The following is a 17,679-nucleotide window of genomic DNA, read 5'->3' on the forward strand; positions in this document are numbered from 1 at the left end:
ATAGAACAGCACACCTGAATAGGTGCCCGACGTCGGTGCGCTGAGCTTGACGGTCGCCGTGCCGTTCATGCTAACGCCGGAGGTACCGGCCAGATAAATGACGACACCCTCGCCCGAAATATTTGCATTCGAGTTCGCTTTGAAATCACCGCCTTGAAGGACGTATACCCCGGGCGAGAGCGTTACATTGCCGCTCAAGCTGAGTCCCCTGCAGTATGTTCCAGGTTGCAACGCCGACTGATTGCTGTTTTGACAGGGGTTCGTGGCCGGTGGCGCCGGCAAGTCGGCAAAAGGATCGGCAGCGGGCAACGCCTGGGTTATCGGGCTGGCGCACACGGTCGTCACGGGGTTGCTCAACGAAACACCGCCTGCCGATACCAGGCAATCGACCTGCAGGCTTGCCGATCCTTGAAGCTTGATGGCGTCCGCAGCTATCGAATTCGACATCACGACGCAGCCGGTCAGTTTGAGGTTCGAACTGCCGGAAAAGAGCGCCGCTTTCGGAGCGGAATGATTGAGCGCCGTAAGGCAGGCCTTTGAACCATCGATGATAAGAGACACGGCTCTTGCCTGTGCGCCAACCGCATTTTGCGTGAATATCGATGTAAAAAACCGATCGAGGGTCTGATGAACGATGACCTCGACAGCCTTTTTCGCGACATTCGGACCGGAGGACGGGGGCGTGAAGATTTCGATTGTGCCTGTTGAGGGGTCCCAGCCATTCGTTGTCGCCGACAGTGTCGCGGCGGAGACAATCGTTGGCTTGTCGGATCCAGAAACCTTTTCCAAAGCGCCAGCATAGGCTGCCGCGTCTGCCACCGCCTGCAATTTCAGGCTGCTATAATACCAGTAGGATGTCTCGATACCGAGACCCGCTGCACCGACGACAATCGGCAATGACAGGGCAAAAATAGTAGCAACGTTACCGCTCTCGCCTGTTTGTCGCAGACGGCTAACAGACCGCCTCAAGATACGGGCACCCCATTCCATGAAAATATTTAAGCCAAGATGAATGAAGGAACGACTAAGGATTTCACTCCATTTGCTATGGTCACTCTTTAGCCCCGACCTGCACAAAGTCCGGCGACCAGCTGCTCGGCGTTGAGCGAGCTGGCAAGCCGGCATTCGCCCTCGTGGGTGAGATCCGCACCCGAGCGATCCGCGCGCGGCTACGGAAGCCGGGCCAGGAGCATGCCGGGCCGCCGCCAAAGCGGCATGAAGCGCCCAGCCACCCAATGGGCCAAGCCGGGGCTGATTGGCCCCGTAAAGCATCTGCACAGCGAAGAGGGGCTACGCAACGCCTCGCTGCTGGACTTCTGGGATCAGGATCAGGGTGACACCGGCCATGCCGCGCTTGACCCTTAGGCAAAGCCGCCTATGCTTAGCGCAAAGCAGAGTTGAGTTGTCGCAACGCCCCCTGGGCGGCCGACAGCCTGTGTTTTTCGAAGATTGCTAGCTTCTGCTGATAAGTGATCCGCACCTTGGCGTTGCACCCGTGGCATCTGAAGTGCGCGATCGTTCTTAGTGCAGAGCCTTTCCTTACTGCCGGATAGGAGCAATCCGGACAATTGAATGTGAGCGCAACATTAGACAAGTCTTTGGCTAAACCCATTTTCAGGTCGTGTCCCAGGATGTGGTGGAGCTGACGGCTTGGTCGCCGCGCTCTCCGGCATGGGGGCCGGGATGATCAGCGTGCCACCGCTGGCAGGCTGATGAGCGGATCATCGCTCATTTGGGTGGTGGTTTCCAGTGTCATGTATCTGGCTTGGACGGCCCATTCGTCGTTCTACGAGGCGGACGATAGCGTCGTCGTTGGGCAAGATGCCGACGACGTCGGTCCGCCGCTTAATCTCGCCGTTGAGCCGCTCTATCACGCGCAGAGTTCCAGGACTGATGCTCGGCTGGCGGCAGCTTGCTCGCCAGCCGAGTTGAGTTCAGGCGGTGGTCGGGGGAGACTGGCCAGCCACACGCTGGTGATTCCAACCTGTGCCGATGTGCCAATCAGCAACCTTCGTCGGTCTTTTTCACCTGGCCTGGCGCGGCGGTGTTGGCTGTCGTGTCCTGCTGACCTGGCGCCGCCTGCTGAGGGCTGCCAGTCTGCTGGCCGGGCGCGCAGTCCCTGGCCGAGTTCGGATTTGTGGTGCCGCTGGTGGTGGTCGTGTCGGTGCCCTGATCGCCGGACATGTTGGTCCCGCTGCCCGTCGTGCCGGTGCCCTGATCCGTCGTGCTGGGCATGGTTGTCGTGGTCGAGGTTCCGCTCGTCGAGGTTCCGCTCGAAGTTCCGCTCGTCTGGGCAAAGGAAAGCCCGGCCGACACAGCCAGCACGGCCGAAGCCAAAAGGATGCGTTTCATCTTCTTTCTCCTGTCTGAATGCGCGGGGTGCGCTGGCAAATCGAACAGGCAGACAGAAAGAGCGTTCCCCGATGAAGTTCAACTTTTGTAACTCTGACAACGATTAGCCTTTGAGACGATTCATCGCCCTTGGCTCCGCTGCGGCATGTTTGCCTTCGGTCTCCTTTGCAGATGCGCAACGATTAGACCGAAAAATGTCGCGATTTCGCCCATCGGTTGCATTCCGGCCTCGAACACGTTATTTTTGACGCTAGCGTTCCCGGGGGGGAAGGTGGATGAGCATCGTCCAAAGGGTCGGTCCAGTTCTAGAACAGGCGATTGCCGCAATCCTCAACAGGGCGGACCGGGGGGACACCGTCTCGGTCAAAGCCGCATTATGCCACGTTCGGCAGTCTGCGCCTGATTTGACAGTATGCGACGACCATATAACCGAGGCTATCGTCGAAGTCGCTGCGGCCCTTGACCTGTTGGTGGCTTTCGATAGTCGCGAGTAGTCGATCAATCGAGCGTAGCGGTTTGATAGGAACGGCCCGGCAGCCAATCGGGGGATGACCAGCGGCCGCTGGCGCTAACTAGCGGCAATTGGGTCGTTCACCGGTTGCGCAAGTTATAGGCCATCTCATGCATCATTGCTAATTTGGTAATCTGATTATGTTCCGTTGACCTAGCCGCCGGATCTCACGATCCAGACTCGGTTCCTTGCGTAGGTGGGCAGGCGCCGGCACCAGCCGGCTGGAGTTCATTGAGCCTTGATGCCGACTTTGGTCGAGAAGCCGCCCGAGGGCGACGCCTGGATATACGAGGTGGAGTTCGACGGCTACTCGGCCTGTCTGCCGGAAGGTCAGCATTTAGGTCGGCGTCGACCAAAAGCTTGGAAACCGTGTTGATCGGCATGTCGGCAAACGCGGGACCTTTTCTAGATCATTGCCTTTTTCTGCGCGACCCGACAGAATCACCTGAGCATGCCCTGTAATGTCACGAAATAGGGCAACATGACCCATCCATTGCTGCGCGTCTGTGTTCGGTATTACCTAGGGGCGAATTGACATTTTATCGATGGCAAACACCGGGAACCCAGTTGATGAGAGATCCGACGAGCATCGGCGCGAGCGCCGCCAACGTGTGCTAAAGGGCGGGACGATCATCACCGGGATCCAGAATTCCGAGATCAGCTGCACCTTGCGCAATCAGCATGAGGGGGGCGCTGAGCTGAAGGTCGCGCCCGATGCCCGGGTTCCCGATCGCTTCTTGCTCTACGTGTCGGTCGATGGAGTTGCCTATCGATCGGAGGTTCGCTGGCGTCGCAACGACCGCATCGGCGTCAAATTCACCGGCACCGAGCCAAAACCGAAACTTCACTACGGCTGACCGACGGTAAGATGAAAGTCAGACTTTTTCTGGCACTCGCCAGTTATTTTTCATGTCCCGAACGGCACAAGTTGCACCGCACATTCTTGCCGAGGACAGCCTGGACCGGACGTGAACTGCGCAGCCGTCCTTGAAACCGCTTTCACGGCTCTCATTCCTCTTGCATCGAGCAAGGCTGGACGGCTGAAGAGACTGCCACCGCACTTTGTAACTTCGCCAAGAGACCACCTTGAACAGCTCAAGGCGACGACATCGACTTAAGTTCGCCTAGCTGTGCGCTGTTTTGACATTTCGACATCGCGGTGTCGGATTATTTGCATGCAAACGAGTGTTGCGACGCCATCCTCCCTCCTCAACGTAAGATTCTGGGGAATGTATGACTCCGCATGACCGACACGCCGTTGAAATCGTCAGAGACAAAGACTGGTCGGTTCGCGTGACGGTCAATGGCACCACCACCACCGTCCCTTTTGCATCCGAGAGCTACGCGCGCTCGTTTGCAGATGGTCAGGCGTTCCGGCTTGGCGTTCAGGTGGCGGAGCTTAAGAAGGCAGCCTAGCTGCGCGCCGACCCGGTACAATATACTCGTCAAACGCCCCTTCGAATTCCCTCGTGCAGGCGACATCGCCCGGCTGGACAACAGCATCCCGGTCTGGAACGGCGCGCCAAGCCTATGATTTCGAGACAATCCGGCTTAATCATCAGTGTTCGCCGCGGTTCAATAGAGCTTGATCCAGGCCGGGGCATGGTCGCTTGGCTTCTCCCAGCCGCGCATGTCGACATCCACGCCGGCACTGCGCAGCCGGTCGGAAAGGGAGGGGCTCACAAGAAGATGGTCCATTCGCAGGCCGAACTCCGATCGTAGCCGCCCCAGTAGGCCAGTAGGAGAAATTCCAATAGGTGTAGATGCCCTTCTCCGGATGGATGCGCCGGACGGCATCGATCCAGCCCTTCGACCACCTTTAGCATAGGCCTGCCGGCATTCCGGGAAATAGACCGAAACGCCCAGCCATCGCCTTGGCACCACGACGTCGATTTGGGTTGGAACGACGTTATAGTCGCCGCAGAGAACACTGGGTGCCCCAATTCGAGCAAGTGCTGGCCGTAGTTGATGAGACGATCGAACCAGCGCAGCTTGTAGTCGAACTTTGGGCCAGGCGCTGGATTGCCATTGGGCAGATAGAGACAGCCCACAACGACCCCATCCACCTCGGCCTCAATATAGCGGCTGTGAGTGTCGTCAGTATGGCCAGGCAGGGCCGCGTCGGCGTTCCACAGGTTCCATTCCTCGGGCCAGGATCGCCACACCGTCGTAGGATTTCTGGCCTGCCAGATCGCGCCGTAACCCGCCTCTGTGATCCATCGATAGGAAACTTGTCCTCCGACGTCTTCGATTCGTGCACGCAAACGATATCGTAGTCGCTTTCGCCTAACCACTTCAGGAGCACAGGCAGTCGGCCGCTGACGCCGTTCATATTGAAGGTAGCGATGCATGCCCTCTCAGGAGGACCTCGCGGCAGCCGGTCATAGGCAATGTGGCCTATCCCCTGCGCTGAACCTCGAGCTCCTGATGTTGCAACTTCGCCAGCGTCTGTGCGGCCGAGCCTCACTTCCTGCCCAGCTTGTCGTCGACTTTGTTGCGAGTGTTGGCGACCGACTTCACCGCCGACTTGACGTCAGCTTTGCTGGCGCCGGTTTTGCTCGCCTCATATTTCATTTCGTGGTCCTGCCCACCAGCGACCCTTGGCCGGTCCTGGTCGCGTCCACGCGTTGTGCCAGTGTTCGCCATTTCTATCTACAACAATCGCCGTACCAGTCACCAGACAACGCGGCCGGACCCTTCCGGTTCAATCGTGGCGACGCGCGTGCCACGGAGCCAGCTCCCAGGCAGGGTATCGAATGAGCCCATGTATTCGGATCCGGCACGTCGCTACCGCGGGGGGAGCCTAGCGGCTCGAAGCTTGGGTGGGCGATTTCGACATGGATGATCATGCGCAGCCGTGCTCCTCTCGCTCAACACGTCACGCTCCGCTCGGGGAGGTCGACGCCTCCCCAAAGGCCCACCATCTCCTGATTGGCGTCGTCACCTTCCCAACTGGAGACGTGAACATCAGAGATCTTCCTCCCGGAACTCCCTGGCCGGACGACCGTTTCGCCTTGTGTAAAACAATGGAGGATATGTCATGGACTGGAATCGCGTCGAAGGAAACTGGAAGCAGGTCAAGGGTAAGATCAAGGAACAGTGGGGCAAACTTACCGATGATGATCTTGATCGCATCGCTGGCAATCGCGATCAGCTCGAAGGCAAGATCCAGGAACGCTACGGTATCGAAAGGGACCGCGTTCGGCAGGATATTGACGATTGGTATGATCGGCAAGTCTGGTAGGATCGCATCAGGCCGTCATCTACAGGAAGAGGTGCTGTTCCCCTCGGCGCTCCTTGGTGCGCTGGCAGTTGCAAGGTCAACCCGGCTTGTGTTGAGACAGCCAGCGGTCTGACCCGGCCGCTGCGATTGTAAGTGCCCAGCAGCGTTCCCCAAATCCTTTCGGGCGTTCTCGTCGAAGTGGCTGACCTCGCCTCGAAGCTCAAGTTCGCCCACGATCGAATAGGGAAGGAGCCAGTCCTGGGCGATTTTTTCGAGCTTGCTCGACCGTCAAATCACCGGACTTCCCGATCGAGGGTTTACGGCGGACGCCGGCATTGGTCCGGTATTGCAGCATGACGATCTTGCGCCCGGCCGGCGTGACTCCCTCACGAAGGCAGCCACGTCTCATCGTCAAAGCTAGCGGGTCAGCCTCGTCTGCCAGCTATTGAATCCTCGCCGCCTTCCTGACCGAGGCCTGAGGACGACTTCACCCATTTCCGTCAGAGGCCGGTTCTCTCTGCTGTCTTTTGTCGTGTTCGGCGGGATGTCGATGACGACTGGCAAGTCTGGTAGGATCAGAAAGCGCCATCGGATGCCAAGCTCATGCAATCCTTCTTCAGTCTGACCTGATCAACCCCAGCCGCCTCCCCCGCTTCCACCGCCGCCGCCACCGCCACCAGAAGGAATGACAGGCGCAGGAACAGGCTCGTCCTCAACCGGTATAATCACTTTCTTCGCGGTTTTTTGTTTGCGAACAGGCTTGACGACCTTCGGCGGAGGCACCCGGCGGAGAATCTTCGGCTGGGGCGTTTCGACCAGCGGCGTCGGTTCAACTCTCGGAACCAGGGAAGTGCAGCCCATGAGGCCCGCCAAGAAGCCGGATAACGCTGTTCCAAGTATTGCGTGTTTCAATACTCTGCTCGCCATTGTCTCCTCCTTGGTCAGAACAAGTCCCGACGCGGATTGGCTTCTTCCCAGACTCGTCTGGCCGCGTTAACCAGTTGAGTGTCTTGTGAACCGGACGCGGGAAGCTTCGATTTCAGTTCATGTCGCAGTTGCTTCAACGCCGCTGTTTTTGGCTTCGGTCCGAACTTTGCCAGCGTCCTCTGGGCATCCGGCAGTTCCTTGCGCACGTCAAGTGCGGCGGCAAGCGCAAGGAAGCGCACGGCAAGGGCCTGATCGGCCTTGTCGCCCTTTTGCATTTCGAGGGCCGCGCGATCGTAAGCTGCGGACGGATCTCCCCGAGCGATCCCAATTTCGAAGAATCTTTGCGCTTCTGCGAGGCTCCGTCCCACACCGACACCATCCCGATACATGCGTGCGAGGCTGCCGGGCGCATACGGCTGACCGAGATCGATTGCCTTCTGAAATAGCGCTAACGCCGTTTTGGGGTCCTTGTCCACGCCCTGCCCGGACAAGTAATTGCGCCCGAGCAGGTTCATGGAATACATGTCCTGCCGCTGGACACCGGCTTGCAGGAAGGCAACAGCGCGGGCCGGGTCAGCGGTTACGCCGTTGCGGCCCTCAGTGAAGATCGCGGCCAGATCGTTCATGGCATAGGTGTGCCCCATCGCTGCCGCCTTGAGCAGCAGGTCCAAACCCTTGCCGGTGTCGGGCTTGACGCCATAGCCATTGAACAAGGCGCGACCCCATGACGTCATTCCGTAGGGATCGCCTTTGTCGGCGGCCGCCGCGTAGAGGGCATTGGCCTGGGTGCGGTCCAGGGCCACGCCGGCTCCGGTCGCATACATGTAGCCGAGTTCGAACACGGCGCGTACATGTCCCTTCCTGGCCGCCTCCTCGACGGCTGTCTTGGCTTCTTCGACCTTGCCTGCCGCAAGCAGCGCCCGCCCCAGTTCATAGCGGAAGCGCGGGACTTCCGGATAAGCCTTTACCGCGGCCTCGCAAAGCTCAACCGCGCTAGCGCCAATTTCATTCGGCAGCAGGCCGGGGCTGACGCCTTGCAGATCGAGAGGTTCGCCGGCAGCCGTGTCGCACGGATCGATCGTCGGCGACAGTCTCATCGTGGCGGGCTTTGATGAGCTGCTGTCCGCCCGGATTTCGAAGCCGACCTCGACCTTGGCTTCTGCGCCGATCTGCGGTTCATAGCGCAGCCGGTCGACCTCTCCGGCCATCAGGCTCGACTGCGGCGACAGGGTTCGATCGGGCAGCGAGAGCGTTCCCGTTGCCGGATAACTCGATACTTTAAGGCTGACGGCGGAATCATCGGTCGGGAAATCCAGATTCAGCGCAACTGGACCCACGCCCACGGGAACGTCGATGTCGCGATTCTCGATCGCCTCGGCCGCACCGGTTATATGAATGCCACGCTCCAGCACCTGCTGCTTCTGCTCGGCCTCGAGCGAAGCCATGATCTGTTCGCCTTGCGCGCCTTCACCGCTCTTCACCCGAAACACGACGATGCCTTGGGTCTGGCCGCCCCAGTTGTCATGCGTCGCATAGGCCAGCATGTCGACCTCTTCCTGCGGGGCGACTCCCTTGGGAACATCCATCTGCAGGCGCGGCAGATCCTTGCCCTGGATCGGCACGCCCAACTCAACAGCCTTGCCGTCCAGCATCAAACGCCCCAGGGCGGGCGGTCTTTCGATGCTCAGGGTAATCGTGCCACCATCGACATCGACCGGTTCAGGCAAGCCCAAGTCGACGGGTCCGACTCCTGACAGCACCACCTTCTCCAGCACGGGCGGCAGCGATGGTCGATTGCTGCGGCGCATCAGGACGACTTCGTCGATCAGCGATGAGTTCTCCCAGGGAACCTGGAGGCCGTTTGTGGCCTCGACCACATCGCGGCGCACCGCCGCCATCACGGTGCGGATCTCCTGGTTCGGGGCCAGCGCGCGACGGGAAAACGCCGCCGAAAACGGGCTGAGTTCGCCGGCGCCGTCATAAGCCGCCGCCCCGGGTTCGGTGGCAAAGGCAATCAAGGTGTTCAGCGAGCTTCTCACCTGTGCGAGCCCGGTATTGCCGGCAGTGATGAGCTGGTCTCTCAGCCAATAATTCTTGCGTGGGAACGGATTGTTGCGGCAGGCATCGAGTATGATCACCTGAATCTTTGATTTCGAGCGTAACTGTTCCAGCACATCGTTGAGCTTAATGGCCTGGACTTCGATGTCCGCCGCCTGCTTCAAGGAGGCATCGACCGGGATCAGAAAATTTTCGCCGCCGATCTGAAAACCGTGGCCGGAGTAGTAGATGACGGCCAGTTCTGCGCCGTCTGCGGCGGCAAGATAGTTGCGGAACTGCTCCTCGAATTGCAGCTTCGTCAGATCGCTTGCGACGAAGACCTCGAACCCTGCGAGTCGAAAGGTTTTTGACACGTCCTCGGCATCCTTGGCCGGGTTCTTGAGTGCGGGGAATTGTCGGTACTCCGAGTTGCCGATGACAAAGGCGACTCTTCGGTCGGCGCAAGCGTCAAAGGTCGTGAAGCTCGCGAAGAGGAAGGCTGCGATGATTCCGCAAAGTCGGAGCATGGCAATTCCCTTGAACGCTATTGCCTCGCCCACAAGAATACGGCATGTGCTAGCAAGGTCCGTCACAGAGCAGGCAATCCGCCGAGACGGAAAGAGAGAAAAGCCGTCTCGACGGCGGGCATATTCCTCACTTGATCGAATGCTAAATTACATCAGGGACCGAGTGTCTGCAACGTCTGTCACACCTCCAGGCTACCGCCAATCCAATTCCGCCACTGATATCGGGAGGAGCAGCTGCGGGAGGCGAGGATTGCGGCTGCGAGTTTCTGGCATTTTTTCGGCTGGGAGCACCCTTTGCTCCGCGACATCGGAGGCGACAGTTGCTCGCCTGGGCCTCTGCAGTACGGTCACAGGCTCTTTGCAGACTCGGACTCGGCCGGAGTGCAAAAAGAGCTCCCCCAGAAGTTCAACGGTCGGCTGGGTGGCCGACGTCATTCGCTTAGTGTTCTTGTAATACGTGCTGAGAGCATGGAGCGAACCCTTGCCGCAATCTCCGTCGACGATCATGCGATAACAACCTAGGCGGCGCGAGCCAACTGACCGGAAGCGAAAACACCGAACGGCGTCGAGCCAGGGTCATCGCCCCTCGGCTTCTGCTGCGATCAGCTTGCTATGCTCCGCCTTGGGACCCGAGTGCATGACAGGTTGGAGGTTGCGACCGACGCAGCTGGTCCGCCACACATCGTTGGCCATCGCGTCTTCGGAGTCGACGCGAAGATCACGAACTGAATTTTCACCAAAGGACCGTGTGGTCCATCTAGGATCTGACGGCCGAGCCAGCTTTTATGCAACTTTCCTAAAATGGCCGGAACCGAGGCTCGTCCTGCGGCTTGAGTCGATTTCTGGAGTCGCAGATTCATGAGTAGCGCAAAGGACCGGCTTTCCTTCATCGAGTTTCAATCACCCACCCTGGTGGCCAAAGCTCCCGAAGACGGCGAATGGCTTCACGAAATAAAGTACGATGGCTACCGGACCCAACTCATCGTCGAGGGGGGAAGAGCACGAGCCTTCACGCGTCGCGGCTATGACTGGTCGCATCGCCACAAGAGCATTGTCCAAGCCGCGGCGAACCTGCCGATAAGGTCTGCGATCATCGACGGCGAAGCCGTTGTCCTCGGCGACACGGGTCTGCCGGACTATCAAGCCTTGGAGCGGGGAATTGGGCAACCCGAACTCGTCCAGGCTTATCTTCTATGCATTCGATCTTCTGCACTTAGCGGGCGCGACCTTCGCCAGCAGCCGCTGATTGAGCGCAAGGCCGCGCTGGAGAAGCTGCTGAGCGATACAGCGCCGAGATTGACCTATGCCGAGCACCTCAAGGTAAGCCGCAGCGACATGTTCGCTCACGCCTGCAGGATGGGCCTCGAGGGGCCCCCTGATCATCGACAAGTCGCCGCTGTCACTGCCTGTCGACAAGCCCAAAGCGAGCTGGGTCAGACCAGACGTTCTGGCGGAGGTGCAATTCACTGGCGTGACTGATCGCGGCATCTTGCGCGAGGCGGTGTTCAAGGGATTGCGCGAAGACCTCGTGCCTATCCAGGCAAAACCGCCCGCACGGTCGAAGCGACGGCTGGACCGGAACCATGGCGTCCCGCGCGAGAACATCCTGCAGCTGCTGCCCGATGCGGTCTCACCCTCCAAAGAAGAGCTCGCCGGCTACTGGGAACGGGTTGCCGATCAGGCGTTGGTTCATCTTGGCCGGCGGCCGCTGAAGCTGGTTCGCCATGCCTTCGGGGCCATCTTCTATCACAAGGGACCGCTGCCGGACATTCCCGCAGCAGTGCACCAATTGCGGGTCCACAAGCGCGAGGGTGGTGAAGGGGTGCGCGTGTGGGTGGATGATCTTTCCGGTTTGCTCGGATTGGTGGATTGGTCGAAATGGACGTCGTGGAGCTTCATCCCTGGAACGCTACGGTGGACGACATCGAGCATGCCGATCGCGTCGTTCTGGACCTCGATCCCGGCGAAGGCGTCGAATGGTATGAAGTCATCGATGCCGCTTTGGCGCTGCGCGACATCATGGAGGCGGCAGGTCTCGGATGCCGGCAAGAGCGTCATTCTCAAATTTGCAGGCAGAGTTGGCGAGCTTTGACATAAACCGCCTGCGAAACATCGTCGCTCGGCTGTGAGCCGTACCAAGGCGACGAGGACTGGAGGTCTCACTACTTCGCTGAGGAATGGCGCCAGCCAGTCCGCAGTTTCCCCGAGGACGCTGGGGCCCTCACTCACGATTTAGAGCTTCGTCAAGGCTTCGGCACCGCCGCCGCCAGATCGAGAGAACTGCACTCATGGTCATATCCCCACCGAAGTGGAGCATATCCAAAGTTCTTAGGCGCGCAAGGCGTGTGGCCGCGCCCGTCAGGCGGTCTCGAAGTACCAGTATTGTGTATGCTCACGCAGCCACGCGCTTTGAATGAACACAAAGGCAAAGAGTATTCCGCCGCGGCGGGTAATGACATTAGCTTCAATAACCCTGCTCGAAGTCGATCTTGTTGGACAGAGGCTCTCCTCTTGCGACTTGACCGCAGAGATCGGCGACCTGGTCAATTCCAGAATCTACCCAGAAGCTCGCGACATGAGGTGTGATGGTCACCTTGGGATGAGTCCACAACGGCGATGAAGTCTCCAGCGGTTCACGCTCAAACACGTCAAGACAAGCTCCAGAAAGCTGACCTTCGTCGAGAGCGCGGATCAGGTCGTCTTCGTTGACATGCGCGCCCCTGCCGACATTCACAAGGTAGGCACCTTGCTTCATTTTTTGAAAGGCACTGGAGTTCAGTATCCCACGAGTGTCACCAGTCAGGGGCAGTGAGCAGATAACGTAGTCCCGACTTGTGAGTGCGTCCGCAAGCTGGGCACGGCCAAAGTAACTATGTATACCAGGAAACGTCTTTTGATGACGGGACCAGACTGCCGTGTCGTAGCCCAAGTCCGCAAAAAGCTTTGCGGCCCAGCCACCGATCCGGCCCGCACCCAGCACCACAATTCTTGTCTCGGAGATCTTCCGTGGCGCGATCGGACTCCAAAGCTTGCGGGCTTGCAGACTCATGTAAGCCGCCACATGCCGTTGCTGGCACGAAACGCGAAGGACGGTGTATTGCACCACTTCCGAAGCCTGCTCACGCGTTGCGAGCCTGATGAGCGGAACACCCTTTGGAAAGCTCTGAAGATCAATGCCCTCGACACCGGCCCCCAAATAGACGACGGCGCTTAGCCCTGTCATAGCGTCAAAAAAGCCAGGATTGGCGCCCTTGTCGACCAGCACAATATCTATGTCACTCTTGTCCCCGGCATCTGGCCAGAGCCTGAACTTCAGCTGCGGCACACGGCGTTCTAACTCAGCAGCCCATACTTGTGCATCAATGTAGTCAGGGTACTCATTGACCATCAGAACGGTTATTGGTTCGTCGGACACTTCGCCCTCCCCGGTCTCAGGGGTCACGGCATCCCTATTGGGCCGCACCCAAGTTCCAGATGTCCCGATGCAGACGCCATGTCCCGTCGTCGCCTTTTTTCCAGACGACAATGTACTTGCCTGCGACGGTGGAGGGGTCGCCACTTTTGCTCGGCACACCGAGCGTAAATGCGCCAACTTCGTAGGCGAGATTCCCGCTCCCTTCCACTTCCAGCGCTTTCAGGGTGAGATTCTTCATCCCGGCCTTGATTGCGCCCTGCCAGAATTCTTCCACGCCCTTGCGGCCATCGACGCGCTTGCTATCGGGTGGCAGCAGGGCGGCATCGTCGGTATACATTTGACCCACCGCTGCTGCGTTTCCGTTGTTGAAGGCATCCATGAATTTTACCAACGCCGCTTCGATGTCCTCGCGAGCCGACTGGGCGGCCGCAGACAATGCAGACGAAAGAAGCAGCAAAGCAGCAAGTGCAAATGACTTAGCCAGTCTCATTTTGTCCTCCCTTTGCGTGCTCCACAGGCCACCCGATGGATAGCGCCCAATCCGAGTACGCCGCGGGCGCGCTCAAGGGCGAGGCGGATTACATTAGGCTTATCTGATATGACAGCGCAAGCACAGCTGCGGCCCTCTGAATGAACCGCAGAGCGGGCATCAACAGCGCCTAGGTAGGGCGGGAGGAGCTGCTTTCTGACGAGATGGCCCCGTGGTCTTCGGCTATCCGGTCCAACAGCTTACGCGAAGCTGCGATTACACGGGGGGTTTCGTCGATGGTCTGCCGAAGGTCTTCGATGTCTGCGCGCGCGCGGCGCTCATTCAATCGAGCAGCTACTATTTCAAACTTGTCCCAGGCGGAAACCATTTTGAAGACCCCTAGCGCTCCCGCAGCTCAAACTTGAGCATTGCCTCTGCGAACCTCTGGCCGCTTTCGTCGCGTACCTTCATCACAAACTCTCGATAGAGACGTCCGGCAGCTTATCTTTGGTGATTTCGACCAAGGCTCTTACCGCCTCTTGTTTTGCAGCTTCGAGGTCGGGCAGATCGGTGCCTTCGACGTCGGGGAAGACTTGCCCGTTATCGGTGAAGTCGAAGAAAATGCGAGGCATCCCCTACAAACACAATAATGCGGGAAAGGTTCATCTTGCTTCACGATTGGCTATGCAGCCGGCGCCCGCCGCTCTAATGCACGCAACCGCTAACGAGCGTGATCTGACGTCCAATGATGTCCGCGCATTTGGTTAAAAACGTACGCGGCCGGACTCATAGTCCCCATCGGCGTATCGTTATTCTTCCGAAAGGGGAGGCTTCCATGCTACCACTACCCCACGCCGTCGATCCAAAGATAGTTGCTGAGATAAATAGTCTGCTAGACCATCACGCCGGGGTGGTACCGGTCCCCGTTCACAAACTCGCGGCGGTTGTCCGGCTGCGCCTCAAAAGCCATCTTTCCATCGCGACTATCGAGGAGCTGATCGTGGACGAAGCCGAGTGTCGCCATCTGCCCATGCTGTTCGAACTGCCGGGAACGGAAGCGGCTGTAGTTTCATCCGCTCTGGGTCGTGCGACTTGAAGGTTAGGGGCTCGGGCATTGGGCTCTGCTAGGGGAGCCCGCCGCCTCGGAGGGATGGGCGACGGACCCCGCAGTGGCTGCACCGAGACGGATCGACCCCTGCAAGTCTTTAACCGGCGAGGGCCTGCATTTGTTCCCCGAATGCGTGCGGCGCTACGACTGTGTGTTCAGCCGGCTCGTCCCGCTCTAAGTCCCCTCATGCCTAGGGCTGAATGGGCCAGTTACCCGAGCCCGTTTCCAAACATTCCTGACGCCTAGTGCAACCATTCCCTGACCTGCGAGTTGCGCGACAGGCGGGGAACCTCGGCCGACATGAACAAAGCGCGACAAAGCTGGGCATAGGTCCCTTGCAGAAGCATTTTTTGGTTAACGGATGGTCCGCACCGCTGAGAGGATCAATTCCTCCAGATTGAACACTGAACTACTTGACCCGTTGCCCGGTCACGAACTCTTTTCGAAAACAGGCGATGAAGGCCCATTGCGCGTGATCTAGCTTCCTTCGTCGCAACGTATCGGGATAGCCGACATGCCATTGCCAGAGGAAATTTGGTGGGGCAGGTTTCCAAGTAACCTTTGATCCAAAGGCCGCATTGTCCGGGTCTGTGCGATCGAACCGGCAGTCGACCGCTACGGGCATCATGCCTTTCTTAGCCATTGCGTCGGAAACCCCGGAAGCAGTTCGCTTCGTAAGCCATCCATCCGGACCGCACCCGTCTACCTGTAAGTCGCACCGGAGTCCGGTCGCTGATATCATTCTAACGCTCACTGCCTTGGGCATAAGGCACCCGTTCAGGCTAGTTAGGCGGCGCTTACCAAAAAAGTGCTGTTCGAACGGAACACAGAAAGCGCAGGCAAGTTCGGTGGGCAGTGGAGGAGATTGCGCCATGAACAGTGTCATTTATCTCATCGGCCTTGTCGTCATCGTGCTTGCGATCCTCTCCTTCCTCGGATTCCACTAGGAGATACCATGCAGGACCAGGACGACCAGGGCCGTCAGACGGCCGATTTCGAGGCAGCCAAAAGCCAGCTTTCGGAAAGACTACAACTGGAAAAGCAGACCGCGACAGAGGCGCTCCACGATGCTCGCGACGAAATCACTAGGAAAGCCGCCGATTACGCCTCGGAAGCAAAGGAAGCGTTGTTCGACAAGGCGGAGGGAACGCAGCGCGACGTGAGCGCCAATCTGAAGGCTTTCAGCGGCGCATTGCGCGCGGCAAGCGAGCATCTTGCCAACAGCGATCAACGGACCGCTTCGAAATTCGCCCTCGACGCCGCAGGGGGGCTCGAGCGGCTTTCGTCGTCCTTGAAGGATAAACCGTTCGACGAGGTGCTTGGTGAGATCCGGTCGTTCGGCCGCGACAACTCGGGGGCGCTGATCGCCGGTTCCGTATTGGCGGGCCTGGCGCTGGGACGGTTCATCAAGAGCTCGCCACCATCTGTCTCGACCGGGACACCGGTCCAGCCGGGAACAGGCCAAGCATCCGAAACGGGTTCGAACTCTCGATCGGCAGAGGCACTAGAGCCGACGCCGCTACGATCCGATCAGTCCGGCGACGACTGGGCCAATGCAAGCCTGGAGCGAAACCCATGACAGACAACCAGGACAGTCGCAGCCTGACAACACTTGTGGGGGATCTCGCACAGCAGGTCACGACGCTGCTTCAAACCGAAAGCAGGCTGTTGCGAGCTGAAATTTCGGAAAAAGCGAGCAAGGCCGGCGCTGGGGCAGTTGAGGTCCTGGGCGGCGCCATTTGCCTGCTCGCCGCCCTGATTGTGCTCTTGCAGGCGCTGGTAATTGCTTTGGCGAGCGCCGGGCTCGGAGCCGGATGGTCCTCGCTGCTCGTCGGCGTCGTGGTGGCAGTACTGGGCGTCATACTCTTGCGCACCGGCACGGCAAGCATGGCTCCCTCGGAGCTGACGCCCGACCGCACGCAAGACCAACTCAAGCGCGACGCACGCGTGATCAAGGACCAGATAAGATGATCGACAAATCCTCAGCCGAACTCGAACGCGATGCCGACATTGCCCGAGCCAAGATAACGGACACCGCAGACTCGATCCGCAGCAAGATGACACCGGGTCAGCTGATCGACGAATTCACCGGGATGTTCACCGGTGAGGGGGCCGCCATGCTCAGCAACCTCAAGGCTCAGGTCAGGGACAATCCCCTGCCCCTTACATTGGTCGGCGCCGGCCTGGCGTGGCTGATGCTCGGCAAAGGCACTTCGCTAGACAGGTCAGCGCCAGGCGCGTATCGGAGCGGCAGGCCATCTGGGGGCTCCCGCAATTTCTCCGACCGGCAGAGCTTCGGCGAGGGCTGGCAGGAGTCGAGCAGCGAGTACTACGGTGCCGAAAGCGAAGCTGCCGGAGGCGGCTCCATGCTCTCAGATGCCGCTGATTCGGTGGCTTCGGTAGCAGGCGGTGCTACCGAAGCTGTTGCAGACCTTGCGAGCGGGGCTAGAGAAAAGTTGAGAAGCACGGGCGGACAAGTCGCCTTAGGCGTTAGTGATGCGGCTGCACAGGCGCGCGAGTCTGCGCTGGACTTGTTCCAGCGCGAACCTCTGGCAATGGCTGCTGTCGGCCTCGCCGTGGGCACCGCCATCGGTGTGATGCTGCCCCACACCGCCACGGAAGACGAGCAACTTGGCCGCTACAGCGACCAGCTCCGTGAGAGTGCCGAGGTCGTCCTCGAGAAGGGCATGGAGCAAGCCAAGCAGGTCGCCGCCGAAGCCTATGAGACCGTAAAGGAAGAGGCTGACCGCCAGGGCGCCAGCGGCGACGAGACGCTAGTCGACCGCGTCGGCGAAGTGGTAAAGAAGACGGCAAGCAAAACCGAGGAAGCTATTCGCGATCGTTTGCCGGAGACGGACGAGCCTCCCAAAACTTCGTCATAGCGCTGCCGCCGGTTTTGTGGTGCGCTGGCGAAGCTGTTCTTGAGGATCTCTTCGCCGGCGAGCGCATGCCTCGGGATTGATCTGGCATCCAACCTCGGACTTGCAGATTTGCTCCTGGCGAGGTATCGAGGTACGCCTTCCGCGCGCTACCCCTGCTTCGCGAGAAGGCGGCACAAACATCGCTCACGACTTGCGGGCAAGACATCGAAAGCATAGCCGATGTGAAGC

The 17,679-nt window shown here is 59.2% G+C and carries 19 protein-coding genes and 2 pseudogenes; 10 read left to right on the forward strand and 11 right to left on the reverse strand.

Going from position 1 to position 17,679, the window contains the following annotated elements; translation table 11 throughout:
* Positions 1–990: pilus assembly protein TadG-related protein (locus NKJ55_RS13160; RefSeq protein WP_352450273.1), on the reverse strand; the 990-nt coding region annotated here is incomplete at its 3' end.
* A 201-nt stretch (positions 991–1,191) separates the two neighbouring features.
* On the opposite strand from NKJ55_RS13160, the gene NKJ55_RS13165 reads away from it, so the two are divergent.
* Positions 1,192–1,365, forward strand: a complete 174-nt coding sequence (locus NKJ55_RS13165; RefSeq protein WP_352450274.1) for a hypothetical protein — start codon at positions 1,192–1,194, stop codon at positions 1,363–1,365.
* Between the two features lie 322 nt (positions 1,366–1,687).
* Here the strand turns inward: NKJ55_RS13165 and NKJ55_RS13170 are convergent.
* Positions 1,688–1,871: pseudogene (locus NKJ55_RS13170) on the reverse strand (transposase); the annotation flags it as partial.
* Positions 1,872–2,001: 130 nt separating this feature from the next.
* Positions 2,002–2,352, reverse strand: coding sequence for a hypothetical protein (locus NKJ55_RS13175; protein ID WP_352450275.1), 351 nt, complete (start codon positions 2,350–2,352; stop codon positions 2,002–2,004).
* A 1,056-nt stretch (positions 2,353–3,408) separates the two neighbouring features.
* On the opposite strand from NKJ55_RS13175, the gene NKJ55_RS13180 reads away from it, so the two are divergent.
* Positions 3,409–3,720 (forward strand): PilZ domain-containing protein, encoded by a 312-nt coding sequence (locus NKJ55_RS13180; RefSeq protein ID WP_352450276.1) that lies wholly within the window; start codon positions 3,409–3,411, stop codon positions 3,718–3,720.
* A 376-nt stretch (positions 3,721–4,096) separates the two neighbouring features.
* A complete protein-coding gene (locus tag NKJ55_RS13185) occupies positions 4,097–4,279 on the forward strand; it encodes a hypothetical protein (protein WP_352450277.1) in 183 nt (60 codons plus the stop codon).
* 159 nt (positions 4,280–4,438) lie between these two features.
* Here the strand turns inward: NKJ55_RS13185 and NKJ55_RS13190 are convergent, their stop codons facing one another.
* The gene (locus tag NKJ55_RS13190; RefSeq protein ID WP_352450410.1) at positions 4,439–4,909 is read right to left on the reverse strand and encodes an endonuclease/exonuclease/phosphatase family protein; all 471 of its coding nucleotides are present in this window, start codon (positions 4,907–4,909) and stop codon (positions 4,439–4,441) included.
* Positions 4,910–5,326: 417 nt separating this feature from the next.
* Positions 5,327–5,509 (reverse strand): DUF3606 domain-containing protein, encoded by a 183-nt coding sequence (locus tag NKJ55_RS13195; RefSeq protein ID WP_352450278.1) that lies wholly within the window; start codon positions 5,507–5,509, stop codon positions 5,327–5,329.
* Between the two features lie 394 nt (positions 5,510–5,903).
* On the opposite strand from NKJ55_RS13195, the gene NKJ55_RS13200 reads away from it, so the two are divergent.
* A complete protein-coding gene (locus tag NKJ55_RS13200; RefSeq protein ID WP_352450279.1) occupies positions 5,904–6,107 on the forward strand; it encodes a CsbD family protein in 204 nt (67 codons plus the stop codon).
* Positions 6,108–7,027: 920 nt separating this feature from the next.
* On the opposite strand, the gene NKJ55_RS13205 is transcribed toward NKJ55_RS13200, so the two are convergent.
* Positions 7,028–9,577 (reverse strand): caspase family protein, encoded by a 2,550-nt coding sequence (locus NKJ55_RS13205; protein ID WP_352450280.1) that lies wholly within the window; start codon positions 9,575–9,577, stop codon positions 7,028–7,030.
* 858 nt (positions 9,578–10,435) lie between these two features.
* Between NKJ55_RS13205 and NKJ55_RS13210 the strand changes: the two genes are divergently transcribed.
* The 3 genes and pseudogenes from NKJ55_RS13210 (at position 10,436) to ligD (ending at position 11,674) form a co-directional block, all read left to right on the forward strand.
* Positions 10,436–11,056, forward strand: coding sequence for an ATP-dependent DNA ligase (locus NKJ55_RS13210; protein ID WP_352450281.1), 621 nt, complete (start codon positions 10,436–10,438; stop codon positions 11,054–11,056).
* A pseudogene (locus tag NKJ55_RS13215) lies at positions 10,980–11,369 on the forward strand (ATP dependent DNA ligase); the annotation flags it as partial. The gene NKJ55_RS13210 and the pseudogene NKJ55_RS13215, both read left to right, overlap by 77 nt.
* A gap of 86 nt (positions 11,370–11,455) precedes the next feature.
* A complete protein-coding gene (gene ligD, locus NKJ55_RS13220) occupies positions 11,456–11,674 on the forward strand; it encodes a non-homologous end-joining DNA ligase LigD (RefSeq protein WP_352450282.1) in 219 nt (72 codons plus the stop codon).
* Between the two features lie 367 nt (positions 11,675–12,041).
* Here the strand turns inward: ligD and NKJ55_RS13225 are convergent, their stop codons facing one another.
* The 5 genes from NKJ55_RS13225 to NKJ55_RS13245 form a co-directional block, all read right to left on the reverse strand.
* Entirely contained in the window at positions 12,042–12,992 is a 951-nt protein-coding gene (locus NKJ55_RS13225; RefSeq protein WP_352450283.1) for a 2-hydroxyacid dehydrogenase, read from the reverse strand.
* Positions 12,993–13,026: 34 nt separating this feature from the next.
* The gene (locus NKJ55_RS13230; protein WP_352450284.1) at positions 13,027–13,482 is read right to left on the reverse strand and encodes a YybH family protein; all 456 of its coding nucleotides are present in this window, start codon (positions 13,480–13,482) and stop codon (positions 13,027–13,029) included.
* A gap of 449 nt (positions 13,483–13,931) precedes the next feature.
* On the reverse strand, positions 13,932–14,093 hold the full coding sequence (locus NKJ55_RS13235) for a DUF6894 family protein (protein WP_352450285.1): 162 nt from the start codon (positions 14,091–14,093) through the stop codon (positions 13,932–13,934).
* A 260-nt stretch (positions 14,094–14,353) separates the two neighbouring features.
* Positions 14,354–14,485, reverse strand: coding sequence for a hypothetical protein (locus NKJ55_RS13240; protein WP_352450286.1), 132 nt, complete (start codon positions 14,483–14,485; stop codon positions 14,354–14,356).
* Between the two features lie 493 nt (positions 14,486–14,978).
* Complete coding sequence (locus NKJ55_RS13245) at positions 14,979–15,212, reverse strand: hypothetical protein (RefSeq protein WP_352450287.1); 234 nt, start codon at positions 15,210–15,212, stop codon at positions 14,979–14,981.
* 312 nt (positions 15,213–15,524) lie between these two features.
* Between NKJ55_RS13245 and NKJ55_RS13250 the strand changes: the two genes are divergently transcribed.
* The 3 genes from NKJ55_RS13250 to NKJ55_RS13260 are packed head-to-tail and all read left to right on the forward strand — an operon-like array spanning position 15,525 to position 17,451.
* A complete protein-coding gene (locus NKJ55_RS13250; protein ID WP_352450288.1) occupies positions 15,525–16,148 on the forward strand; it encodes a hypothetical protein in 624 nt (207 codons plus the stop codon).
* Positions 16,145–16,540 (forward strand): phage holin family protein, encoded by a 396-nt coding sequence (locus NKJ55_RS13255; protein ID WP_352450289.1) that lies wholly within the window; start codon positions 16,145–16,147, stop codon positions 16,538–16,540. The genes NKJ55_RS13250 and NKJ55_RS13255 overlap by 4 nt, the downstream gene beginning before the upstream one ends.
* The gene (locus NKJ55_RS13260) at positions 16,537–17,451 is read left to right on the forward strand and encodes a hypothetical protein (protein ID WP_352450290.1); all 915 of its coding nucleotides are present in this window, start codon (positions 16,537–16,539) and stop codon (positions 17,449–17,451) included. The genes NKJ55_RS13255 and NKJ55_RS13260 overlap by 4 nt, the downstream gene beginning before the upstream one ends.
* The last annotated feature ends 228 nt before the right edge of the window (positions 17,452–17,679 follow it).

It is taken from the genome of Mesorhizobium sp. M0106, assembly GCF_040322715.1.
Lineage (GTDB): Bacteria > Pseudomonadota > Alphaproteobacteria > Rhizobiales > Rhizobiaceae > Mesorhizobium.